A 24,259-nucleotide genomic window follows, 5' to 3' on the forward strand; every position below is an offset into this window, starting at 1 on the left:
GACTGATTTATCGGAATGCAGCACCGGGCTTCAAACGCCGAGGAGACACGTCGTGCCAGTCACTCCACACACATCACAGCCGGTACCGGTGCCGGCGCCGCAACCCGAAATCAAGCCCCGATTCTGGCCTGAGGGCTGGTGGAAACTGATGGAATACCGGATCGGCATTATTCCGCTGCCGGTCTACGTTATCCTGCTCGCGCTGATCGCGGGTTTCGCGATCACCGGAAAGCTGCCCGGCGAGATATCAATGGCGATCGCCGTATTGGCCTTCTTCGGTTTCACCTGCGCGGAGATCGGCAAGCGCCTGCCGATCGTGCGCAATATCGGCGCGGCCGCGATCTTTGCGACCTTTATACCTTCCGCGCTGACCTACTACCACCTATTGCCCAAGCCAATCCTCACGCTTACCACGGATTTCACGAAATCGACCAACTTCCTGTACCTGTTTATTGCGTCGATCATCGTGGGCAGCATTCTGAGCATGGACCGGCGTGTGCTGATTCAAGGCTTCATCAAAATCTTCGTTCCGCTCGGGCTCGGCTCGGTCGCGGCGGGCATCGTCGGGACGCTGGTCGGCACGGCACTCGGGCTCGGCGCGCGCCATACGTTGTTCTATGTCGTGGTACCCATCATGGCGGGCGGCATCGGCGAAGGCGCGATACCTTTGTCGATCGGCTATTCCGAAATCCTTCATCTGCCGCAGGGCGAATTGTTCGCCCTGGTGCTGCCGCCCGTGATGCTTGGCAGTCTCACCGCGATCATCTTCGCGGGCGCGCTCGATATGGTCGGCAAACGCTTTCCGCATCTCACGGGGCAGGGGCGTTTGCAAGCCGGCGAGGTGGACCAGATGAACCCGGTGGAGGAAGAAATTCGCGGGCACGTCGACGTCTCCCACATCGCGGCGGCTGGAATTACTGCCATCACGCTGTACCTGCTCGGGCTGATGTGTCGCAACATGTTCGGGCTGCCCGCGCCGGTGGCCATGCTGTTTCTCGCGGTGCTGGTCAAGCTCGCCCGGGCGGTATCGCCGCCATTACAGGAAGGCGCGTTCGTTGTATATAAGTTTTTCTCGACGGCCGTGACCTATCCGCTGCTGTTCGCGATCGGCGTGGCGATGACGCCGTGGGACAAACTGATGGCTGCGTTCACGCTGGCGAACATCGTCACGATCGTCGCGACGGTGGCCACACTGATGGGGACCGGCTTCATGGTCGGGCGCATGTTGAAGATGTACCCTATCGACACAGCGATCGTGAACGCCTGTCACAGTGGGCAGGGCGGGACCGGCGACGTCGCCATCCTCACGGCGGCCAACCGCATGCAACTGATGCCGTTTGCGCAGATTGCCACCCGCATTGGCGGGGCGATTGTCGTCACGGTCACGTTGGTCGTTCTAGCGCGCATGGGATGATGAGTTGCTATTGGCAAGCGTCGGGACGCCGTTCCCCACGTCGGGATCGGCAGTCATTCTGCAATCGAGCGCCGCGGGGCGACCTTGGGCATGAAAATAAGCGGTATTCCGTTGTGGGGATGGATGGCCGCCGCCGCGCTTTACGTCGGTGTGGCTGCCGCCGCGGTCGAGTTTGCGTGGGACCGTTCGATCGATGCGCTTGTGGAGATCGGCGCACACCGGCTCGACCTGTATGCTGCCAGCCTCGGGAGCGAACTCGGACGCTACGAGATGATGCCTTCGATCGTCGCGAGGCAGGAAAGCGTGCGCGCGTTGTTGAGTGCGATGCCCCACCCACCGGCCGGACTTCTACAGACGGTCAATACCTATCTTGACGCCGTGAATCGCGAGGCCGGCAGCGTTGCCGTAGACGTGATCGACCAGCACGGCCTGGTCGTCGCCGCGAGCAACTGGAATCGGCCAGAAAGTTTCGTCGGCACCAACGTGTCTTATCGGCCGTATTTCCAGGACGCGCTCGCACATGGATCGGGCCGGTTCTTCGGTATCGGCACGAACACCGGCATGCCTGGCCTCTATTTCGCGAGCGCGGTGCGAGAGGATGGCGGGCCGATCGGGGCCACGGCCGTCAAGGTCAGCGTAGACGCGCTTGAATCCGCGTGGAGAGTGCCGGGCGTCGCGGCGATGGTGATCGATAGTAACGGCGTGATTGTCATTTCCACGGTTCCGGCGTGGAAGTTCACGTCGCTTAGACCGATAACGGCACAGCAGCAACGCCAGATCCAGGCATCGCGGCAATATGCCGGCCGTAGCGTAGAAGCGCTGCCGCACCGGCGTCTCGGTGACTGGGACACTTCGGCGTGGTTTGCACGCTTTCCCGACTGGGGTCGCCCAGGCCACGAGCGGCGATATCTGGCAATGTCGCGAACCGCGCCCCAGGCCGGCGATTCGATCATGATTCTGCTCGACGTGTCCAGCGCGCGGCGCCAGCAACAAATCGCGCTTGCGTTCGTCACGGGGGGCTTCCTCATCATCGGACTGTATTGCCTCTATGCGATCCAGCGCCGCCGCGCCATAGCGGAAAAACTCAGGGCACAGGACGCGCTGCGCCGCGCCAATGATCGGCTGGAGATCACGGTTCGCGAGCGCACGGCGGCACTGACGCAGGCCAATGAAAGGATGCGCGAGGAGATTGTCGAGCGCACACGCACCGAGCAGCTACTGCGGGATTCCCAGCAAGAGGTCGTGCATGCGGGCAAGCTCGCGGTGCTCGGACAAATGGCGGCCGGTCTGACGCATGAACTGAACCAGCCGCTCGTTGCCATCAAAACGCTCTGCGACAATGCACGGACGTTTTTCGAACGCAATCAGCCTGCGCCTGCCATCGGAAACCTCGAACGAATTTCGCGGCTCGTCGACAGCATGGCGATACTCACAAGCGAACTTAAGACCTTCGCCCGCAAGCCTGAATTCGAACGTGTCGCGGTGTCACTGAATGAAGCGGTCGCGCATGCGGTGCTGATCTACGAAGCACGGATTCGCGATGAGCAGGTGCAACTCGATGTCCTGATCCCGGCCGGCACGACGATATGCGCAGAGCCGAGCCAGCTGCAGCAGGTGATCGTCAACCTGCTCGGCAATGCGCTGGATGCCGTCGCGGATCAGGATAAGCGCGTGATCGCGATCGAAGCTTCCAGAACCGAACGGCCGAGCCGTGTGCGGTTCACCGTCAGCGACAGTGGCGCGGGCATCGCGCCGGAGGTTCTGGCGCATCTATTCGAACCATTCGTGACGACGAAGCCGCGAGGCCGCGGCCTGGGTCTCGGGCTCGCGATTACCTCGCGTCTTGTGGACGGCTTTGGGGCGCGAATCTCCGCTGCAAACCGACCCAATGGCGGCGCACAATTCACTATTGAATTCTCCGTGGCGACGGAGCGGGAGGCAGCCAATGGGCGATGAGATTAGCGTTGTCGTGGTCGAAGACGATGAGAACGTGCGTCTCGGCGTCGAGCAGGCGGTTGCTTTGGCTGGCTTTCCAGTGCGGGCGTATGAGTCGGCGGCCGCGGCGCTGGCGGAGGTCGCACCGGGGGCACCGGTGGTGATCGTGTCCGATGTACGGATGCCGGGCATCGACGGTCTGAAATTGCTCGAACGTGTCCTTGCGATCGATCCACAGATCCCTGTTGTACTGATCAGCGGGCACGCGGATATCGCGACAGCGGTGGGGGCGATGCGAACGGGCGCCCATGATTTCATCGAGAAGCCTTTTTCGTCGGACCACATCGCGAGTCGTGTAACACGCGCTGTCGAGAAGCGCCGTTTGACGCTCGAAGTGCAGGGTTTGCGCGCGGCGCTGCACAACTGGCGGGGAATAGAGGCGCTTGTGCTCGGCAAGTCGCCCGCGATCGTCGAGGTTCGACGGAAAATCCTGCGGCTGGCGGATACGTCAGTGTCGGTGCTGATTACCGGCGAGACGGGCACGGGCAAGGAACTGATCGCTCGTGGACTGCACGATTTCAGTGGGCGCCGCGATCGTCATTTCGTTGCGCTCAACTGTGGCGGCTTACCGGAGCAGCTATTCGAGAGTGAGCTATTCGGTCATGAGGCCGGTGCGTTCACGGGTGCAATCAAGAACCGCATCGGCAAGATCGAATGGGCCACCGGCGGCACGCTCTTTCTGGACGAGATCGAAACCATGCCGATCGCATTGCAGATCAAGATGCTGCGGGTATTGCAGGAACGCCAGATTGAGCGACTGGGCTCGAACGAGGCGATAGCTGTCGATTGCCGGATCGTGGCGGCCTCGAAGGCAGATCTCGTCGAACTTGCGACAGACGGACGTTTCCGCGCTGACCTGCTGTATCGGTTGAACGTCGCGCTGATCGATTTACCCCCTCTGCGCGAACGTCGAGAAGACATACCGCTGCTATTCGAGCATTTCGTACTCGCTGCCGCACTTCGTTTTGGGCTGTCGGCTCCGATTGTGTCTGCATCCCAGGTCTCGGAGCTAATGACGCATCAGTGGCCGGGCAATGTGCGGGAATTACAGAACGTCGCGGATCGCTTTGTCCTTGGGCTCGATGGCGACCGCCTGCTGCCGGCCGGCGGGCAGCGGATTAAAACCGGAACGCTTGCGGAGCAACTTGCCCATTTCGAACACATGCTGATCGCGGATATGCTGCGGCGGCACAACGGGAATATCGCCGAGGCCAGCGCTGAACTGGGAATGCCGAAAAAGACGCTCTATCACAAGGTGCGTCAACTGAAGTTTCCGGGCGCAGACGAGCAAAGCGAAGGACTCGACGCTTGAGGGAGCGCCCCGATCATGCAGCGCTCAATATCGCGAATCGTGGCTGCTTCCTGGGTGGAACGGACGTGTGAATGTCCGAGTAACGACGCGAACGAATGACGGTTGATGGCCGCACTGAGACCGACGATCTGACATCGTCTGTCTGACCAAGTCCTATTTTCTACGCAGCAACTGACTACCCGGCAACGGCGATGTCGCAGCCGAATGGACAAACCGGCACAGCCGGTCGCACGATTCGATATAACGATATTTCGGCACACTGCCAGGCACTCGTCGTAACGCGACGCGACCTGTCCGACAGTGACGGTTTGTTCCGTCGACACCTGCCAGCCATGCCCCTGTGCGGCAGCGGAGATACTGCTGTCCAGCACGGTCTCCGCTTCGCGAAAAAGCGCGACGTCTGGCTTTTGCGTCAGGAATACAAATGCGGTGCCGTCGACAACCCAGTACCGTACGAGCCATCTGCCGCCACAGCCCGTCCCTGCTGATCGAGGATTGTTCAATCAGTGCCGTATTGAGGTGACCGTGGCCCGTAAAGCAGCCCGTTCGGCGGCCCGGCATGCAGAAGCCGATAGCTCGTCACTCCGGCAATATCGTGTCCCCTGTCCGTCAGCGAATTCGCAACCTGCTTGATCGCTGCCATGACCAGCATGCCGATCAGGCCACCGCCAGCATTGTTGTTGCCCTCATTGCTGTTGGCGCTCGCACTACCCTGCCATAGCACGTCACCGGTCTTGAGATCGACCAGCCTGGCGGACGCCGTTACTACTGTTGCACTGTCGACGATGTGGTACACGGAGCCGTACTGTGTGATCTTCGAATACAGGGCCGTGTCGGCACCGAATATTTCGCGCAGCTTCGCGGGTGAGGTCGCCTCGATCTCGGCCGCCATCGTCAGGCCGTTCTGTTTGAACGTTTCGTCCATCACCGCTACCGGTATCACGTAGTAGCCGGATTCGGCGAGCGGCATCGTCATCTGCGAGAGCATGCTGTTGGTCGCCTGAACGTCCGTCGTTTCATTGGTCGGCGGCAGCACCAGGATCGAGCGCGGCCGGCTGTTCTTGAATGCCGTGTAGTCGGCGTGCTTCACAGGTTGCGCGCACGCGGACAGCAGTGCAACAGTCGATAGCGCAAACCAGAGTTTGAAGGAAAGGATCTTGGACATGTCGGCTCGCTCAGGGCTGTTTCGGTTTCTTCATCAGGAAGTCCATGTAGGTCGAGGACTCCGGAAACAGCTGCTTCTCGGACTCGAACTCCTGCATGGCCTCGGTGTCGTTCCCGACACTCGCGTACAGCATGCCCAGTTGCGCATGAAATCCCGGCGGCGGCGTGTGCCCCTTGCCGCTGATGTCCTGGAGGGCCTTTTCCAGCGCATCGATCTGCTCCTGCGGAGCCTTTTCCCCCTTGAGATAGTCGTACACGGCCGGCTGGTAGCCGGTCCACTGGTAAAGAGGCTGGGGGCGGTTCGCCGCGCATCCCGTGAGGAGTATGGCTGTCGCCATTACTGGCAGACAGATTCCCCGCATCATGCGGCTATGTTTCATCGTGAATCGCATCATCACATTTATGGCAGGTGCGGTTGAAAGTGGGTGGAACGCAATGGTCCGGCGCACTTACTGTGCGGCCTTCAGCGTGCCTGCATCGACCTGCTCGACCAGGTGATTGACGGCCTCCTGGATCGCCAGATCGAGCACCTTGCCGTTCAGTGTCGAGTCGTAGCCGGCGGTGCCGCCAAAGCCGATGACTTCACGGTTCGAAAGGCTGAACTCGCCCGCCCCCTGGCTCGACGCCACGACTTCCGATGTCGTCGTGTCGACGACGTTCAGGCTGACCTTTGCGTAGACCACCTGACTCTTGCCGCGACCGAGGATGCCAAATAGCTGCCGGTCGCCAACCTCCTTGCGACCGAACTCCGTTACGTCCCCGGTGATGACGAAGCGCGCCCCCTTGATCGATTGTGCTTTTTTGAGGAAGCCTGCTTCCTGGCGGATTTCGTCGAGGTTGTCGCGATCGAGCACATTGAAGCGCCCAGTCTGCTGGAGCGCCGTGATCAGGATGGTTTTGGACTGACCACCGAGACGGTCAACGCCATCCGAGAAGATGCCGCGCATATAGCTCGACCGGTTGTCGAACTTGCCGACTGAAATGCCGATGGGTTGGCCCACTGCTGGCTTCTGCGCACTGGCGACGGGGGGCACCGGCAGCGAGCGCGACGATTCGGTTGCACATCCGCCCAGAACCACGACAACGGCAACAGCAACGGCTCCAAGCCCATTCGTTTTCGATGACTTCATTTTGTTTTCCTCTTTGTTGAAACGCCGAAAACCCGGATAGCGTCGGCAGGGTGATTATCAGAATTGAGCGGTCAACTGGAAACCGAGCGTCACGCGCGCAGTGGGAAAATCTGACGGCTTGTAGATCGGCGTCCCGGCGAACAGGTCATAGGCGAGCGCGCCAGCCTTTGCTGATGCACTACCGCGCACACCGAGCACCGCACCTGCCAGTTGCGTACCGGCGAGATATGCGGCGTTCGGTCCGAACACGTGCCCGTAGTCGATGCCTGCGTAAAGTGACTGTCCGGTCGATCCAACCGGTAGCTGCAACTCGTTGCGCCAGAAGAAACCGCGCTCGGCCGCGAGCATCGTTTCGCCGTCGAAGCCGCGCACCGTGTAGCGGCTGCCGATGGTCAGGTCATCGATGTAGTTCAGCGTATTGTTCGTGAACTGGCCGTGCACGCTCGTCACGTAACGCAATGGCTGGCTTGCTATCCTGAACGGCACCGACAGGTTCGCGTCGAGGATGGCCATGCGGAAGCGGTAAGTCGGGCCATTCTCGTAGAAGTCTGGTGTCGCCCCGAGTCCGCCCACACCCTGACGGTACCCGAGGCTGCCGTCGAACTGCGAACTGCCGAAGTAGTGGCGATCGGTAAGGCCGGCCTCGATGAACGTGTTGTTGCGCCGCTGCTGCGGGATATCGGTGTCTTCAATGAAGCTTTCACCGAAGCGCTTCGTCAGGCGGAACTGTGCGCCAAGTACGTTGTTCTGGCTGCGCATCAATACCCGTTGCAGTTTGAAGTCAACGGTCTGCGCGTTGCCGCTCGAAACGAAAGTCGCGTTAGCGCCCGCGATCTGCTGGTAGTACGTGTTCGTGTAGGCCGATAGCGTGCCGGTCCAGTAGCCCCACGGAATCGAATACGAGCCGTTCCAGCCGTGCGAACCGAGACCTTTGTCGCCGAATTCGAGGTCCTGGCTGACACCGACGTTGAAAATGTCGTTTAGCCCGAGCGGGTTGTCGATGCCAAGGCTCAGGTTGCCTTGCAGCTTGCCGGTGGCCCGCGTGCCTGAGTTGTCCACCGAGGCGACCACCGTCCAGGGCTTCGCGCGCTTTACCGTGACGACCACATCGCTTTCGCCCGGTACGTCGGTAGGCTCGATTTTCATGTCCACGTCCTGACTGCTGACGCGCTTCATCTGTTCAAGTCCCTGTTCGAGGTCGCGCAGGTTCAGCATGTCACCCTCGCGGGCCGGGAAGGCGGTTTTCCATGTGCCGCGCGTGGCGGGGTTGGCGAAGCGGATCGCGCGCAACACGCCCGGCACCAGTGCAAACTTCAGCGTGCCGGTTGACAGGTCCTGTTCGGGTAACAGTACGCGTGTGGTGATATAGCCGCGACCGAGAATAGCCTGCTGCAATCCCTTGGTGAGCGTGTCGAGTCCCGCCTTGCCGATGCATTGCCCCCGGTAATGGTCGAGCCATTCGCGTGCGAACGCGAAGCGGTCGAGCGGTAACGCGGATGCACCCTGTTTGCGCACGGCATCAGGTAACGTGGCAGGTACGTCGAGCAAAAACCATTCGATGCGAAAGCATGGCGTTTCAGCAGGCAGTTCCGGCCAGACGCTGGCCTTCGGCGCGGTCGAGCGTACCGAAGGCGCGTTGACGGTCTTCTCACGCTGCTGCGCGTCGCGTTGCTGCTGGAGCTGCTGGTTCTGTTCGGCATTGGCGCGCGCCGCGGCGGCTGTATCTGCCGGAGTCGGCGCCTGCTGCGCGAGTGAAGTCGAACTACCTGGCGCAAAGAGCGCTGCCGCCAACGGAAGGACAGACAGCGCCGCCCTGCTGACCTGTAGAGATTGTTGCTTTGTCATGCGGGCCTTGTAACTAACCACACACCACCAAGAATCACTACCGCGCCGACCAGCTGAGTCGGCTTTAACACCTGCTCATGCAGCGCCGTGAACGCCAGTACGACCAGGATCGAGACGGCGACCATCAACGGATAGGCGACGCCCAGACTGGCCTTGCGAAGCGCAAGCGCATAGAGAACAAATCCGACTCCGTAAGAGCCTATTGCGGCCACGCGGAGCAGAAGCGGCACCCATTCACCTACTGACGGTGTCGCCGCCCGAAGTGCGGCGAGCCGCAGCAGAACACTTGCCAGTCCGCTCAACATACCGCTGGCAATCAACGCGATCAACGACATGACTAGCCCGCCAAGTTGGAACGCACGCGCGTCTCAACGTGCGCCTGATCGCTTTCTGCGTTCGAGAAGATCTGCCCGAAACGGCTCGCGCCATTCAATGCGACGAGCACGATCGCGGGGAAAGCAAGGGAAAGGTTGCGGATCTCGTCGGTATAGCCGAAGAGCACGAACAGAACGAGGAGCGGCAGGAACGCGGCAAGGAAGTATCGTCTGTCGCTCACACTGGTTTCCTGCCACGCACGGCGAAAGAACATAATCGTGGGGACAAGGATCAGCGGATTCTGAAGGCTCGGCGTCAGGATGCCCTTGGCAACCAGGTTATAGAAACGAACGTATGAAGCCGGGTTAAGCCAGAACAGCAGGTTTTCCTTCGCGTGAAACTCGATGAAACCGCCGCTGTTCGCTTCGTAGCCGTTCATGATGAAATGCCGGCTGACGAAACAGCATGCCAACTGGAGCGCCAGCCAGCCGAACCGGCTGCGCATCGGGACGTCCCGCTGGTGCAGGAAGAACAACGCAAGTGGCACGAGAAAGAACGTTTCCTTGTTGAACGAGAAAAACGCAATCGCCAGCGTGCAGGGGATCATCCAGCGCTTTAGCATGAAATAACATGCGCTGAACGCGCCCAGTATTTCGATGAAGTCGTAGTAGTACGCGCCCGCCTGGAACGTAAGTGGGTAGATGAAGCTGAAGCCAGCCAGAAACCCGAGTGCCTGCCCGAACGACAGGCCACGCATCCGCGCCAGCTTGTAGATCAGTAATAGCGCAAGCGCCATCGACAGCACCACGAAGAAATAGACGATGTGGTACGTGATGGCGACCATCGACGTCCAGTACGTGTCCGGGACGCCGCTGAAGTAGCTATGGTGCAGCGAATCATAGCGACTGATGGACTTGAACAGTTTCTGCTGGAGCGCGGGGTTCAGTTGCCCGGCCATGTACTTCGCCGCTTTGGCAAACGTGGAGCGGTAGACGTACGGCCGCGGAGCCGTCCCCTCGATCATGCTGACCAGCGTGAGGCTTTGCGCATAGCCGTCCAGCTTGTGATCGTCGCGAAATCCGAACTTCAGCAACACGCTGTTCGTGATGTTTCCTGCGCACACGAGCAGCAGGACGAATACGATCGAGAACCGGCAGAACGCCAGCATCCTGTTTCTGTTTTTCAAATTCATTTTGCAGGGACCTGTCAAAGCGGCACAAAGTGGGCCGTCATCATGGTGGCGACCATGATCAGAATGGTAAGGAGGCTGCCGTGATCTTCGATCAGATGGACTAACGGGTCGTCATCCATTACGCCCCGCACGGTCTTGATCCACAGGCTCGCGAACAGGGCGATCAGGCCGCCCTTGAGGTCGGTGTTACCCACGACACTGATGTTGAATCCGCCGTCACCGGCCGAGATTCCAGCCTGTTCATTGACACCCGCATAGCTGCCGCTCGCGCTCGCGTCGGTGTGACTGAAGCTCGCACTGCCGCCGCCCTGGCTGATGCTGAATCCGCCGCCTGTACTTTCCTGATGCGCGGCGCTCGTCAGCAGGGCCGCCAGCCTTTTTCTGATTTTCATACATCTATATTGTTTCGACTACTTACGTGTGCGTGAACGTTCGACGCGATCAGCGAACGCCGCCCCCAAGAGACACAGGCCAACCCCCGGTGCGAGAATCGTTAGGTCTGGTTGACGCGTTCCAAATATTCCGAATCCCAGTACGACAATCGACATGAGTAGAACCATCGGACGAGCCAGCAGCTTTGCCAACTCATGCGGCATCGAGGGGCGACCAATCAAACATGCACAGATTACAAAGAATAACGACAAGCCAGCTTGGAATCCCGCCTTTGATGCATCCACGGAGTAGACGACGCAAAACGCGATCGCATAGATTACTGCAAGCTCGACCCAATAGACGACTAGGTGAAGAGCGCGTGGTTTCATTGTTTGCGTCCAAAAATGTCATTGATCGACGGTACAACGAACGTTGACGAAGTGGATTTCCCTGCGCCAATACCAGCACCGAAACCGACTCCAGGGAACACCTTCATGGGCGCTGCACCGCCAATTCCGCCAATAGTGCCGTCGTCGTTAATGGAAAAATTGGCACCTCCTGATGCGCCAAACCCCGCATCGAGTTCAGCGTATCCGCCTGTGCTGCTGCCGGTGCTAATTGGACCATTACTGTGGCTAATTCCCACGCCGCCTCCCACGCCTGCGTATGCTCCCGCGCTCGCCATACCGTTGGCTTGCACTTGAATATATGGCGACGTTTCGCCCAACGTACCATCGGTTTGCACGCCCACGCTTACGCCCCCACCCGCACCAATAAAAGGGAGCATTACTGTTCCTGAAATTCCGGCGGAATATTGCGTGAATGCTCTCGTAGTCGAATCGTAGCTAAGTCCAGTTGCATTGCTCATGCTGTTCGCATTCTTCATGATGTAACTCTGAATATCGGCATCACCAGATGGCAACGATTGTGCCCACACCGGCTGTCCAGCCTGGTTGATACCGTAAGGCACCCAAGTTGTTCCATCATCCGGCTGACTGCCAACTGTGACACGCACGCTACCAAGCTCGGTCTGACTCCCAGTAGTCAGGTTCATTTGCGCCAGTTGCTGCTCTATTTGCTGTTCGGTGTACTTGCCGCCGCTCTTGTCCGCAAGCTGTTTGGCGAGAGTCTTTTCTTCAGGGTGCAGTTGCCGGTTAAACCGGTCCACGTTGTACCCCGAGACTGCACCTGCATTTCCGCCCACCGCCGCGCCTGCGCCCGTGGCAATCGCATTGGCCACGATGTTCCCGAGGGCTTCATTCATTGCCGCATTGCCAGTCGGATTCGAACCGGCAATTGCATCGCTCAGGTTGTTCAACTGTCCGGCCGCAATCGACGCAATCGCAGCACCGGCAGCGCCACCGATGGCGTTGCCACCCGCCAGGCCGGTCACAAGGGCCGCGCCTGCCGCCTGCATCATCGCGCGATCTGTGCCGCCTTCCTTCCACGCGTCCATGCCTGCCTGATCGCCTGCGGCGGCTGCCTCGTCATACTTCGTTTTCGCATAGTCGCCAATCCGCCGGGAAACGGCTTCGCCCGCTGCGCTCGCTGCCGCCATCATGTCGGACTGTCGGTCAAGCAGATCATTCACGTCCGGCAGCTTTGCCACCGTGCCGTTTGTGTTCGACGTATCCCGGTTCAAACTTGCAATGTCCTGGGTCTGCTGCGCGGCATCGGTCGTGATGATCGTTCCCGCGCCGATCGCGCTTTTCGTCGTCGCGCTGTCGCTGCCGCTGTCGTTCTGGCTTAGCATCGGCGCGACGCCGCCCCCGTTGATGCCTGACGTACTGCCGTGCGTGCTGTAGTTCGCGCCACCATCGCCCGCCGTGATGCCCCCGCCGATTCCGCTGGAATGTGCGTCATAGCTGGATGAATTCTGAACGTCAGAGAACGTCAGCGTACCTGTCGAAAGCGTGTTTTTCGACGCATCGGCCTCGCTGGCGATCAGCCCGCCCTTGAGGTCGGTGTTACCCACGACACTGATGTTGAATCCGCCGTCACCGGCCGAGATTCCAGCCTGTTCATTGACACCCGCATAGCTGCCGCTCGCGTTCGCGTCGGTGTGACTGAAGCTCGCACTCCCGCCGCCCTGGCTGATGCTGAATCCGCCGCCCGTACTTTCCTGATGCGCGGCGCTCGTCATCGTGTCCTGTACGCTTGCGATATTGAGGTTGCCGCCGACGCTGGCATTCACCTGCTGGCCGCTCACGTTGGACCCGATGATGTTCGTATCGCCGCCCGAAATGATTGTCGCCGTATTGGCCGCCGTCACATGCGTGTTGTTCTGCGTGGCCGCATCGGTATTGCCGTCGCCGTGCGCCTTCGACATGGCGGCATCGACGCCGAAACCGCTGCTGCCATAGGATATGCCGACGCTGCCGCTGCTCGACTGGTTCGTGCTGCGCGTCGAATCGGTGTCGGTCGTATTGACGAGATTCACCTGATTCTGCGCCGCGAGAATCACGTCGCTGGCATTCACCTTCGAACCGGCGATGGTCACGTTGCCGCTGCCGGCCGTGGCGTTACCCGTTGCGACAAACGCCGCTGTTCCGCCAGCCGTCACGTTCGACCCTACGTGTGTCGTGGAGTCCTCCGCGTAGGTGCTTTTCGAGCTACTGGAGCCGAAACTGAGTTCGACCTTCATCTGAGGCGTGGTGCCCGTCGCAAGATCGTTGGCCAGGCCGCCGGCGGCCATATTCGCGTCCCACGCCGCGCTCGCTGCCGCCATGCCGTGCAATGCCGCCGCCCGATCATCCTTGCTGTTGCTGGCCGCATGTGTCTGGTCAACCGCATTCGATATGGCATCGATGACCGGCGCTTTCACGGCAAGGGTGAACCCGCTCTGTTTGACCGCATGCGATTCGTCATAGTGCGTGGTGTCGGTGGCGGCGTCGATGATGACGTTCGCGCCCGTACCGGTGATGTTCTTCGCAGCAATGAGATCACTGCCTGTCACATGCAGATCATTGCCCGCGACGATGCTCAGATTGCCCGCGAGCGAGCCAACGGTGCTGCCCGTGTTCGTCACCTGCGACGTATTGGTGGTATCGGTCTGCGTCTTGCTGCCGACCGAGATACCGACGCCGCCGCTCGTACCGAATCCCGACTCATGTTTCTGGTAGTACGTGGACGTAGTCTGCGTATCCTGCGAAGTCGTAATGTTGACGTTGCCAGCCGCTGCGAGATTCACGTCGTTCGTGCCTGCCACCGTCGAGCCTTTCACGGTCAGGTCCTTGCCCGCGCCGATGTTGACGGTATCGCCTGCCACTATACTTGCCACGCCGATATTTGCCTGCGTGTTCTGTGTCGTGTCCGTGGTCGAGCCGTGAAACGCGCTTCCGCGCTTCGATTCGGTCGCCACGTAGCTGTCGTGTTCCTCGCGGGCTTCGTTCAGCGTGACGTCGCCGCTTGCGGCAATCGTCGCTGCCCCTGTACCCGCCGTGAGCGTCGAGCCGGTCAGCGTCACATTGCCCTTGCCCGCGTCGGTACTGACCGCGCCAAGCGTTGCATTGCCGCCCGCCGAGAAGTTCGTGCCGACCGCCTGCTCGTCGTACGCATGGTCAACCTCCTTGCGGGAGGGGCCGTCAGTGGCAACGTTGTTGAAAGTGGCGGTGTCCGTCACCGTGGTAGCCGTCAGGTTGCCGCCCGCGATCACTGCCAAGTCGCCGCCCGCCGCAACGGTCGCGCCCCTGAGCGTCGTGTCGTTGCCGCTCTGCATCGCGAGACTGCCGCCTGCCGTGATCGCACCCGTCTCATTGATCGTGCTGCTCGCATCCCAATGGTGCTGCGCGTTCTGCATCCCGGACTGCGACGTTGTGGACTGCACCGCGTCAACCGTAATGTCATGTCCTGCCGTGATCTGCGCGTCACCGCCAGCGGTGATATTCGCGCCGTGCATGGTCAGGTCCTTGCCCGCTGCAACCACCATGTCGCCGGTCGACGCAATCGTGCCCTGTGCGCCAAGCAGGGTGGTGTTCATCCTGCTGTCGCTGGCCGCGTTGCTCACGCCCACCGTGTCGACCAGCGTCGTATTGATGATGTTGTTGCCCGCCAGCACCGCAACGCGGTTGCCGCTGATCATCCCGGACGCATTGACCACATCGTTCGTCGCGGCCACGACCGTGGTGCCGTTCGTCCCACTGCTGCCGATGGTGCCGCCACGGTTCAGGATATCGGTGGCGCTCAAGACCGTCTGCGTACCGCCTTTGATCACGCCGCTGTTCGTGGCGCTGCCGGTCGCATGAATCTCAACGTCATCGGCCGAAATCAGCGCGCCGGTCGGTTGCAGGTCGTTCGCGTGGGTCTGCGCGAGATAGACAACGGGCGCGAGGACCTGCTGCATGCTGCCATCGGGCAGCGTGACGGTCTGACTGACCAGCCAGACAATATCGCTCGTCAGTGCATCCATCTGCGCGGCCGTCAGCGCGATACCGGGCTCAAGCCCGAACTGTTGCGCAACGTTCACGCCGTTCGTCATCAGCGCCTGATACTCGTCCAGGTTGTTCGTATAGCCTTGCAGATAGACGCGGCCTGTCAGTTGCGTGATCTGCTCGCGAATCAGCTGTTCCTCGTACATGCCGTCGCCAAGGCGCTTCTCGACGCTCTGCGGATTCAGCCCCAACTGGCCGAGCATGTAGTCGCTGGAGATGAAGCTCGTATAGCTGGTCAGGCGCGAATCGGTGACGACCAGATAGGACGCGCCGGGCGCAGTCTGATAGGTGTACAGGGCGCTCGACGGCAGGGTGAGATTCAGCTTGCCAGTGCTGCTGGCGACCGTTTGCGGGGCGTCGACCTGCGGCCCCGTCAGGACCTGGTTCGCGCCGAGCGTGCCACCGGTGGCCCCGGTCGCGGAGTTCGCCGCCGCCACATTCGTGTTGTTGATGTCGGTGCCGCTTATCTGGACCGCGTTATTCGCGATGATCGTGCCGCCCGTGCCACCGATCGCCACAGGCGTCAGGACGATTGACGGTTCCGTCACCGTCTGCCGGTCCTGGCTGGTGTCCACGTTCCACGCATACGTTGAAACGATATCCTGACGCTGGTACTGGTACAGCGTCTGTCCGGTGTTGTTCACCAGCGTACTGCCATAGTTGGCGCTGCCGTTGCCGATTTCCCCATCCTGCTGGCTGGCGCCGATCTGGATCGAGCCGCCCGCTGCGATCGCACTATAGCTGTTGTTGAGCGTACCGACGTTCGCCAGCGTCAGGTTGCCGCCCGCCAGCAGTTGCGCCTGCTGGGCCTGCGGACCGGTTACCTGGTCCTGCTGCGTGGCGGTCGTCGTGTCTCTCGCGACCTCGACGACCTGATAACCATTATGTCCACCGCTGAACGTCGGGTATTCGGTCGACGGCAGGTAGTTGATGTTCGGGTCGTAGTCGTCCCAGTAGTTGACGGTGACCGAACCGTCAGCGTTCTTCGTCAGCGTGTTGTACCAGATCGTCTGTTGCTGGCCGTTGACGTTGACCACCAGCACGTTGTCGGTCGCATTCGGCCCCGAGCTCTGCGACACGATCTGCGAGGCGCTGAACGTTGCGTCGAGCGGATTCTTGTAGCCATCGCTCCAGGTGGGATTGGAACAGGCCGGAATCGGACCACCGGTCGGACAGATGATGTACTTGCCGCGCTTGGTCTGGTGTTCAGTCTCAACATCGGTTGTCACTGTCTCAACGGTGGGCGCGGGCCGCGAGTTCGTCAGCGTCTGCGTCGCGACTTCGATATTGCCCTGCGCCTCGATGGTGGACTGGTCGTTGGTGAGCGAATTCGAGCGGTTCGCGAGCAGACCGTTACCGTCGCGCGTCGCGTCGGCGGCGATGTTGATATTGCCCAGGCTGAACAGGTTCGCGCCGCCCGTGTTCGAGATATCGCCGGGCGAGTACAGGTTCAGTTGCGAAGCGGCGGCCATGATGGCGGCCGCCCCGGTGTTGATAATAGACTGGCTGCCGTTGAGCGTGACCGTGTTGCCGATGAGGGTGGCGGTGTTGGTCAGAGTGGCGCTATTCGTCGTAACGGTGTCGCCCTCGATGCGGCCTTCATTGGTGATCGCGTTCGCCGCGTTGACGGTGGTGCTGGCCGAATTGAGGTCCGCGCCCGCCTGGTTGTCCACGTTCGCCGCATTGACCGTCAGCGCGTTGACCGCGCCGAGGGTCCCCTGGTTCGTGAAGCTGCCTGCTGTCGTGAAGCTCAGATCGTGATTCGCCTGGATCAGGTTGGCGGTGTCGAGCGTGTAGTCGGCATTGATGGTTACTGCGCCGTCACGGCCCGCCACGATGCGGCCGTCACCGGTCAGCTGGTTCGTCGCGACGCTCAGGTCCTGGTCGCTGCCGATTGCGCCGCCCTGGTTGGCCAGCGTGCCAGCCGTGATGGCAACGCTGCCACCACTACCGTTGTCATTGCCGATCCGTCCCGACGTGTTGTCGAGCATCGCCACGTTCAGACCGAGCGCACCGTTGGCGTGGATCGAACCATTCTGGTTCACCAGCCTCGCGCCTGCCTGGTCGAGCGTGAGGTTATTCGCACCCGAGAGTGTGCCGTCCGTGTTACTCACCGACTGCGTCGCGTTCAGCGTCAGGTCGTGACCTGACACGATCTGTGCGCCGTCCATGTTCGACAGCGTCTGCGCGTTCACAGTCACGTCACCGTTGCCGCCGATCGTGCCGGCACCGCTCAAGCCGCCCGTGTTGGCGTTCGTGATGGTTGCCGCGCTGATGGTCGTCGCGCCTGTGCCGACATTGGCGATACGGCCATTCGTGTTGTCCACCGATGCGCCCGACACCTGCAATGTCGTACCCGCGCCGTCCGATTCGATCTGGCCACCGGTATTGACGAGCGCACCGGATGCCGAGGCCGATACGCTGCCGTTACCCTGGATCAGACCCGCTGAATTGTCGAGCGTGCTGCCGGACTGGACGGTTGTCGCGCCGGATGCGGTGAGCGTGCCGCCCGCATTGTTGACGCTGCCTCCCGCGACGGACACGTCACCGTTGCCGCCGATCAGTCCGTTGCCGGTGTTCGTGAGTGCACCGCTGGCGCTCACCGTCGTAGCCCCTGTGCCGCCGTTCGCAATCGTGCCGCCATCGTTCGCAACGCTCTGCGCTGACACGTCGAGCACGTCGTCGGCCTGCACCGTGCCGCCCGCGTTGTTCAGTGTGCCCGTGCCGGTTATCGATACGTCGTGTGCGCCGACATAGCCGCCTGCGCTGTTATCGAGCGAGGCCACCTGAAACGTCGCGGACGATTGCCCCGCCAGCGTCCCGCCCCGGTTCGATACCACGCCCCCGTGGACATCCAGCGAGCCATTCGTGGCGATGGTGCCCGCGTTGTTCGACAGCGAACCGGTGGCAATGGACAGGGTGCCGGTCCCGGAATCCGTAATCCTGCCGCCGTCGTTGATGAGCGCAGCGGGCGCGAGCGTGAGGCTGGAACTGTTCGTCGCCAGCGATCCGTGCGTGTTGTCGAACGTACCGGACACATTGACGGTAGTCGGCCCGGTGCCGGTCTGCGTTAGCGTGCCGCCGTGGTTGGTGAGGTTCGCTGCCGCCAGAGATAGCTGCGTCGCGTTGAGCGTTGCCGCACTGGTGTCAAGCGTCTGCGCGGCGGAAACATTGAGCGCGCCGTTAGCGGCGCTCTGGCTGCCCGTAAGCGTTACGTTGTTGCCCTGAAGCGTGGCATTGCCACCCGCGATGTTCTGGCCTGTTGCGGAAAGGGTATCTGCCGCGCTCAGGGTCAGGTCGCCGCTCTCGGCGACGCTGCCATCCGCATTGATGCCCGCGCCGAGGGTGCCGGTTGACGTGACGTTCCCCGCACTGATGGTCAGGTTCTGCTGCGCGTAGGTCGAGCCGCTGTTGTCCACATCGCCCGCCGCTGACATCGCAAGATTGCCGCTCGCGGTTGTCTTGCCGGTGAGAACCAGCCCGCCCTGCGTCGTGAGCGTCAGGTCACCCGCCTGGGCGGCGATCACGCCCGCATTGGACACCCCGACACCGTATTCATTGCTGACCAGAACGATACGATTGGCGTACATTCCGCCAAGCTGGCTCACGTCGATGGACACACCTGGCGCTGCGCCGCTGCCTGCGATGGGCGTCGCGGCCAGCGTGTCGTGATTGACCTGATTTGCGCCGGTGATGACATTCAGGCCGTTGGCACGGATGGCCGCGTTAGCCTCCACCGCGCGGGAGATCAGGTCTACCTGATCAATATTGGTCGCGTCCAGGCCCGCGCCCTGGACGGTAATCATGCCGCCAGTTACGTTGAAACCGCTCAGGTTGCCGCCCGCATCGAGCATCGGCGTACCGGTGGTGAGAATGCCGCGCGTGGTATTGATGAAGCCGCCGCCATCGACCACGATCCCCGAACCGTTTGCCACGACGACTTCGGCCCTGTTGCCCGCCACTTCGAGATAGCCGCGCAACTGGCTGGGCGAATTGCTGTTGACCTGGTTGAGAATGATCCGCGCGGACTGGCCTGGCGAAAGATTCGGGTTACCACTCACCTGTCCTGCGAGTTGCGTGTTCGTGATAACGGGCGAGTTGTTCAGGATCGCGCCGTTTTTCTGCACATCGAACTGCGAATACGTATTAATCGAAACACCCGCATTCGACGCCTTGTTGATATCGACCTGCGGCAGGCCATTGCGCGTCTGGATGACATTCGGCGCGTGCGCGCCCGAGGGCACGATCTGCGCATCCGCGAGAACAGGTGCGAGTCCGCACAGCACCAGCGCGGCGAAAGCTGCGTGACGCATGGCGAACAGTGTGATCGGGCGCCGTGAGGCCGATGAATGGGTCTCGCCCTGACTTGCGCTGCAGTGGGCAATGGCGGTTTCCGCAACAGCGACGAGCATACTCCGGCACCGGCTGAAAACCAGCCTGAACATGTTCTTGTTCATTCGGCATAGCGTATTTTTTTAACCTGCCGAAAAATACCTCATGCCACCGCTCGGGTAAGTTAAAAATTGTCAATGCAGTGCGAAGCAACAACAGAAATCAAAAACAGGAATTGTCTGATTGACGCAAAGCGTCAATATTTGCAGAAGAGATATGCAAACGAATAAACGTCTGCTTCTCGCCGTGTAATTGAAAAAAAGCGCCCTCAAGCCACCTTCATTGGAATGCCGACAGAACCGGTTAGTGTTTTGTCGTGGTAGAGCCGGGAGTCACAGGTCTGCCGTTTTTTTGACGTTTATTATCAATGTTTGTCAAAACGGATCTATCTTAAATTAAAACTGTTGACCGTGACTCCTTCGGATGGTTAATTCGTCGGGTGTTTTCTGGAAAATCAGAAGAGGTCAAATGAAACAACAGAAACAGGACGGCACTGGGGACGAGGAAGAATGCCTGCTTTGCCGTATCACCTATTCGATCTACTCAAACTTTCCGCCAATGCCATCCGCAATGGCGCTGAACATCGAAACCGGCGAATGGTTTCCGTTCGATAGGCTGAAGTCGTATTCAAACGGTTACGAGATGGCCGTAGCCCTGGGCACCGCATGGGCGTGCGATTGTCACGGGCGCTCACGACAAGCGGACGACGCGAGGATGGCAAGCTCGCTCTATGGCAGCAGCCCGCGCGTGCCGGAGAATCTCGGCAGTGCTCAGTCGTTCGTCTATCAGCCCGACATGCCGGACGGCGACGCTGTGCAGCTCGCCGGCGCCGATGGTCGGCCCGGTAACAATCAGGCGCAGAACAAGCAATTTAAGGCGGTGGTCAAAGCACTTGGACTAAGCAAGAATCAAGCACGCCGCCTTCACTACGATATTCAGATGGACGATCTTGAGTATCACGGCATGATGGAGCGGGCCCTGGACCTGTTTGGAGACAAATTGGAATGATCGATACGAAAGAGCAGGTAGGACTTCACCTTTCCGCCTTGATCGGGCTTAACGTTAGCGGAGTGGCGCACGCGGCCGACATGCTTACGTTACAGTTCGGTCCGCTTCGGGAGGTAAAGACCGGCAGAGGAACCATCAAGTATCTGGGCGATTGGGCGCTCCATATTCAGTGCGACTGGCGCATCGAGCAGGGACACGTGATCGTTGCGTCTTATTCGGACTTCGCAGCGTCTGAAGAGAGAACGAGAGTGACAACGGAACGAATCCGTGATCTCCTTGTGACACATGGCCCAACGGCTGTTTTGAATATCGAGGCGGGCGAGAACGGTGATGCCGTCATTTTGCTGGCAAGAGATATGCGACTAGTCATTCTTGCGGATGCGATACCTGATGATGAGGACTGGCGCCTATTCCCCTCGAATCCCGACGCGAAGCATTTCGTGATCGAGGGTGGCAAGGTCGATCCCTGGTCCTTGTCGTAAGGAGAGACTGGACATTGAGCGTCCCCTCATTACCGGTATTCCTGGTAATCGTCAGGTGATGCTCGACATGGCAGAGGTATCGACATTGAATAAATTTTGGAGGTGCTTCTTGCTAGTCATGGCGCTTTGCAGCTTTCGGCCGATATTTGCCGATGAGGTGATCAACGATTCGAATTGCATGCAGTACCTGGGCGGTGGCGGATTTGGAGATTTTGATTGCTATGAGCATCATGCAAGATCCCTTGAAGTCGACAACAAGAAACTGGCGAATTCAATTAAATCCGCACGAGGCATCCAAGGCGCGAGCAAGGCTGAGCTCGATCGGTACATGCGCGCACAAGATGAATCGGCAAAGGCTTGCGATCTAGCCCCTAAACTAGCTTATGATTGGAATATTGAAGAACCGCCAAAAACACACGTGGATATGTACGATGTCACGGGAGCGCGTTGCCATTATTCAATTCGCAAGCAGCAAAACGAAATCCTGCGCGACCTCTATTCGATAAAAACGGATTGAACGACCCGTTTCGGCGGGGCCATTTAAAGGCGGGTCACGCAGGCAAGCGGCACCACCACGACTGAGCATCGGCCACGTCGCTTATCAACTCGATCCCGCGAGCACGAAGTCGTTAGGCATCAGACGCCGGGCTTACGGGTGCCGCGACGAGGCGTACATATTCCTCAAAATCCGAGCGTTCCCGGGCAGTGCGCTCGTGATAAAGCCTCAGGTGGCGGAAAGAGTGAAGCCATGCGATCCGCCACGCCAGACGCCACTACTTCCACGCATACCTCATCCCCACCCAGAACCCCCTCGGCGCACCCGGCCCGACGAACTGCTCGTTGACCGGCGCCGTGCCGTTGAACGTATTGCCCGGTCCGGTAAAGAAGTTCTCCCCGAGCGCGCCGAAGCTCGCATAGCGCTTGTCGAGCAGGTTCGACACCGACGCGAACACCTGCAACTGCTTCGTCACCTGGTAGCTGGTGTCCATATCGATCAACAGATAGCCGGAGATCTTGCCGTTCACGTCCTGGTTGTTCTCGTCGCCCTGCGCGTAGATGCTGCCGCGCCACGTCAGATTCGTGCCGATTCGCCATTTCGCGGTGGCCGCGTAATCGAGCCGCAGCTTGACGGTCGTCGCCGGAATGCTCGGGATGTGGTCGCCGGGATGCACGGTGATGTTGCCGTTCGCGTCGGCGCTCGAGTTGCTGGGGCTGCTTTCGACCCATGTCGACTGGTAGGTCGCATTGACGTAGCTATAGCTGCCGGTCACCGTGAACGGACCGTACTTCGTCTGCCCAGCCAGTTCGACACCTTGCCGGCGCGTGCGCCCGACGTTCTGGAAAAACCCCTGCGAACTGCCCGCGCCGTTGCTGCTGATGAACTCGATGTCGTTGTCGAGCGTCGTGCTGTAGGCAGCCGCGCTCCATGTCGTGTTGCCGCCGATCCTGCCGCGCGCGCCGACTTCATAGGTCTTCGAAATGACCGGCTGCAACGACGGATCGGAGATGAAGTCGTTCGGCAGCGAACACGGCGCGTTCGGATCTGCGCAGGCCAGCTCGATCGCGGTCGGCGAGCGCATGCCCTCGTTGTAGGTCGCGTAGGCGGTGAGCGCCGGCGTCGGATTCCAGTTGATGCCGACCGCCGGATTGAAGCGCGAGAACGTATGGTGGCCGTCGAGCTGCGGCTGCGTGCCGGATTCGTCGCCGATCGTCGCATCGGCCCAGTTGTAGCGGCCCGACAGCGTCAGCGACCACTGCGGCGTCAGCGAAAGCGTGTCCGTCAGGTAGATGCCGTAGTTCGTGTTGTGCGTGTTCGCGTTGGTCTGCTGAGCGAAATTCCCGATGCCGACCGTCGCGCGCGAATCGGTAAACGTCGCGTCCTGCGACGACTGCGTGAAGCGCGAGTCGGCGGCATCGACGGCCATGCCCGCGATGAACTGGTTCTGCATGCCGCCGAGCTTGCCGAGCAGCGTCAGTTGCAGGCTCGCGCCGTAGCTGTCGGTCGTCACGGTGGACTGTACGTTGGTCGCCTGCAACGTGTCGACGGTGCCGTCGGGATTGATCGTGCCGTAGTCGTTGTTGACGTTGCTGCTGGTGTTGGCATTGCGAAAGTGCCGGTAGTACGCGTTGCCGCTCAGCTCGACGGTGTCGTTGAAGTAATGATCGCCCGACAGCGTCAGGTAGCCGGCGCTGTTCTGATTCTGATCGGGATACGTGTACGGTTGCCTGGGGTTACCGAGGAACGAGCGCGGAATGGTTTGCGCGCCGTGCAGATCGTTGTCCGCGCCGCCGGCCGATAACGACAGCGTCGTGTCGGCGTCGGTATAGCGCAGCTTGCCGAACGCCTGGCGGATGCGGCTCTCGTTCTGCTCGGCCCAGCCGTTGTCGTTCGCGGCGTTGGCGGTGAAGTAGTAGTCGAGGTTCTGGCCGATCGTGCCGCCCTGTTCGATCTGCGCGGCCTTGCGTCCCCACGAGCCGCCCTGAATTTCGGCCTCGCCGACCGGGTTGTCCTTGCCGTTTTTCGTCGTGATCGACAGCGCGCCGCCGAGCGTATTGAAGCCGAAAGTCGGATTGGAGCCGGGGATCAGCTGCATCGTGTCGATCGCCTGTTGCGGCAGCAGGTCCCAGTTCACGACGTCGCCGAACGGTTCGTTCACGCGCACGCCGTCGACGAATACCGACAAACCTTGCGGCGTGCCCAGCAGCGGCGACGCGGTGAAGCCGCGATAGAACAGGTTCATCTGATACGGGTTGCCCTGCGCGTCGGAGATCGTGACGCTAGGCAGATTCGCCGCGAGATAGTCGCTGAGTGTCTGGCGGCCCTGCCGTTGGATATCGGCCGCGTGGACCGTCTGCACGTTGGCCGGCACCAGCGTGAGCGGTGTGCCGATGCCGAGCAGCGGCGTGGTGCCTACGACGACGATCGGCGCGAGCGTCGTGGTGGGTGTGGTGTTGCTGTTGGCGTTGCCGTCGGCTGTGCCGGACGAGGCAGCGGAAGACGCAGCGGAAGACGCAGCGGAAGACGCAGCGGAAGACGCCGAGGCCGGCGCCGACGCCGCGACTGGCGGCTCCGCCTGCGCCCATACGCTCGTGGACAGACCGGCGAGCGCGCCGCCGACGCAGAAGGTGATGCCGGCACGCCGCTGAAGCCGGCGTTTGCGGCGTGCTTGTGATCGCATGCTCATCGTTATTGTCTCCTGCCGGCTTG

14 protein-coding genes and 1 pseudogene are annotated in these 24,259 nt (G+C 60.7%); 6 read left to right on the top strand and 9 right to left on the bottom strand.

The features are described 5' to 3' along the window. Positions 1-88 precede the first annotated feature (88 nt). From HDG32_RS06580 to HDG32_RS06590, 3 genes are all read left to right on the top strand, one after another. The gene (locus HDG32_RS06580; protein ID WP_311539618.1) at positions 89-1,414 is read left to right on the top strand and encodes a 2-hydroxycarboxylate transporter family protein; all 1,326 of its coding nucleotides are present in this window, start codon (positions 89-91) and stop codon (positions 1,412-1,414) included. Between the two features lie 90 nt (positions 1,415-1,504). Then, positions 1,505-3,370 carry an ATP-binding protein gene (locus HDG32_RS06585; RefSeq protein ID WP_184064613.1) on the top strand — a complete coding sequence of 622 codons (1,866 nt, stop codon included), beginning with the start codon at positions 1,505-1,507 and terminating at the stop codon, positions 3,368-3,370. Beyond that, the gene (locus tag HDG32_RS06590) at positions 3,360-4,721 is read left to right on the top strand and encodes a sigma-54 dependent transcriptional regulator (RefSeq protein ID WP_184064616.1); all 1,362 of its coding nucleotides are present in this window, start codon (positions 3,360-3,362) and stop codon (positions 4,719-4,721) included. The genes HDG32_RS06585 and HDG32_RS06590 overlap by 11 nt, the downstream gene beginning before the upstream one ends. Positions 4,722-5,220: 499 nt before the next feature. Here HDG32_RS06590 and HDG32_RS06595 read toward each other — a convergent pair whose 3' ends face one another. The 8 genes and pseudogenes from HDG32_RS06595 to HDG32_RS06630 form a co-directional block, all read right to left on the bottom strand. Further along, positions 5,221-5,886 carry a DUF799 domain-containing protein gene (locus tag HDG32_RS06595; protein WP_184064619.1) on the bottom strand — a complete coding sequence of 222 codons (666 nt, stop codon included), beginning with the start codon at positions 5,884-5,886 and terminating at the stop codon, positions 5,221-5,223. Positions 5,887-5,896: 10 nt separating this feature from the next. Further along, the gene (locus HDG32_RS06600; protein WP_409340009.1) at positions 5,897-6,280 is read right to left on the bottom strand and encodes a DUF4810 domain-containing protein; all 384 of its coding nucleotides are present in this window, start codon (positions 6,278-6,280) and stop codon (positions 5,897-5,899) included. 54 nt (positions 6,281-6,334) lie between these two features. Further along, positions 6,335-7,015: a CsgG/HfaB family protein gene (locus HDG32_RS06605; protein WP_184064622.1), complete on the bottom strand. Its 681-nt coding sequence runs from the start codon at positions 7,013-7,015 to the stop codon at positions 6,335-6,337. Positions 7,016-7,072: 57 nt separating this feature from the next. Next, positions 7,073-8,860 (bottom strand): ShlB/FhaC/HecB family hemolysin secretion/activation protein, encoded by a 1,788-nt coding sequence (locus HDG32_RS06610; RefSeq protein WP_184064626.1) that lies wholly within the window; start codon positions 8,858-8,860, stop codon positions 7,073-7,075. Continuing rightward, on the bottom strand, positions 8,857-9,195 hold the full coding sequence (locus HDG32_RS06615; RefSeq protein ID WP_184032473.1) for a small multidrug resistance protein: 339 nt from the start codon (positions 9,193-9,195) through the stop codon (positions 8,857-8,859). The genes HDG32_RS06610 and HDG32_RS06615 overlap by 4 nt, the downstream gene beginning before the upstream one ends. 2 nt (positions 9,196-9,197) lie before the next feature. Then, positions 9,198-10,367 carry a hypothetical protein gene (locus tag HDG32_RS06620; RefSeq protein WP_184064630.1) on the bottom strand — a complete coding sequence of 390 codons (1,170 nt, stop codon included), beginning with the start codon at positions 10,365-10,367 and terminating at the stop codon, positions 9,198-9,200. A 158-nt stretch (positions 10,368-10,525) separates the two neighbouring features. After that, positions 10,526-10,723: pseudogene (locus HDG32_RS37190) on the bottom strand (hypothetical protein); the annotation flags it as partial. 401 nt (positions 10,724-11,124) lie between these two features. After that, positions 11,125-19,626, bottom strand: a complete 8,502-nt coding sequence (locus HDG32_RS06630; protein WP_184064635.1) for a hemagglutinin repeat-containing protein — start codon at positions 19,624-19,626, stop codon at positions 11,125-11,127. Positions 19,627-20,029: 403 nt separating this feature from the next. Here HDG32_RS06630 and HDG32_RS36985 point away from each other — a divergent pair, with 403 nt between their 5' ends. From HDG32_RS36985 to HDG32_RS06650, 3 genes are all read left to right on the top strand, one after another. Next, positions 20,030-20,569 carry a hypothetical protein gene (locus HDG32_RS36985; RefSeq protein ID WP_311539613.1) on the top strand — a complete coding sequence of 180 codons (540 nt, stop codon included), beginning with the start codon at positions 20,030-20,032 and terminating at the stop codon, positions 20,567-20,569. Then, positions 20,566-21,051, top strand: coding sequence for a hypothetical protein (locus HDG32_RS06645; RefSeq protein ID WP_090809023.1), 486 nt, complete (start codon positions 20,566-20,568; stop codon positions 21,049-21,051). Before HDG32_RS36985 ends, HDG32_RS06645 begins: the two co-directional genes overlap by 4 nt. A 67-nt stretch (positions 21,052-21,118) precedes the next feature. Next, entirely contained in the window at positions 21,119-21,568 is a 450-nt protein-coding gene (locus HDG32_RS06650; RefSeq protein WP_184064638.1) for a hypothetical protein, read from the top strand. Positions 21,569-21,824: 256 nt separating this feature from the next. On the opposite strand, the gene HDG32_RS06655 is transcribed toward HDG32_RS06650, so the two are convergent. After that, a complete protein-coding gene (locus HDG32_RS06655; RefSeq protein ID WP_184064641.1) occupies positions 21,825-24,236 on the bottom strand; it encodes a TonB-dependent receptor in 2,412 nt (803 codons plus the stop codon). Positions 24,237-24,259: the final 23 nt, after the last annotated feature.

Source organism: Paraburkholderia sp. CI2 (assembly GCF_014201055.1).
GTDB classification, from domain to species: Bacteria; Pseudomonadota; Gammaproteobacteria; order Burkholderiales; family Burkholderiaceae; genus Paraburkholderia; species Paraburkholderia tuberum.

What these genes read in the sequence shown, in the direction of transcription:
- HDG32_RS06585 (WP_184064613.1), top strand. Translation starts at nt 1,505, where the DNA reads ATGAAAATAAGCGGTATTCCGTTGTGGGGATGGATGGCCGCCGCCGCG.
- HDG32_RS06590 (WP_184064616.1), top strand. Translation starts at nt 3,360, where the DNA reads ATGGGCGATGAGATTAGCGTTGTCGTGGTCGAAGACGATGAGAACGTG.
- HDG32_RS06595 (WP_184064619.1), bottom strand. Translation starts at nt 5,886, where the DNA reads ATGTCCAAGATCCTTTCCTTCAAACTCTGGTTTGCGCTATCGACTGTT.
- HDG32_RS06600 (WP_409340009.1), bottom strand. Translation starts at nt 6,280, where the DNA reads ATGATGCGATTCACGATGAAACATAGCCGCATGATGCGGGGAATCTGT.
- HDG32_RS06605 (WP_184064622.1), bottom strand. Translation starts at nt 7,015, where the DNA reads ATGAAGTCATCGAAAACGAATGGGCTTGGAGCCGTTGCTGTTGCCGTT.
- HDG32_RS06610 (WP_184064626.1), bottom strand. Translation starts at nt 8,860, where the DNA reads ATGACAAAGCAACAATCTCTACAGGTCAGCAGGGCGGCGCTGTCTGTC.
- HDG32_RS06615 (WP_184032473.1), bottom strand. Translation starts at nt 9,195, where the DNA reads ATGTCGTTGATCGCGTTGATTGCCAGCGGTATGTTGAGCGGACTGGCA.
- HDG32_RS06620 (WP_184064630.1), bottom strand. Translation starts at nt 10,367, where the DNA reads ATGAATTTGAAAAACAGAAACAGGATGCTGGCGTTCTGCCGGTTCTCG.
- HDG32_RS06630 (WP_184064635.1), bottom strand. Translation starts at nt 19,626, where the DNA reads ATGAACAAGAACATGTTCAGGCTGGTTTTCAGCCGGTGCCGGAGTATG.
- HDG32_RS36985 (WP_311539613.1), top strand. Translation starts at nt 20,030, where the DNA reads ATGAAACAACAGAAACAGGACGGCACTGGGGACGAGGAAGAATGCCTG.
- HDG32_RS06645 (WP_090809023.1), top strand. Translation starts at nt 20,566, where the DNA reads ATGATCGATACGAAAGAGCAGGTAGGACTTCACCTTTCCGCCTTGATC.
- HDG32_RS06650 (WP_184064638.1), top strand. Translation starts at nt 21,119, where the DNA reads ATGGCAGAGGTATCGACATTGAATAAATTTTGGAGGTGCTTCTTGCTA.
- HDG32_RS06655 (WP_184064641.1), bottom strand. Translation starts at nt 24,236, where the DNA reads ATGAGCATGCGATCACAAGCACGCCGCAAACGCCGGCTTCAGCGGCGT.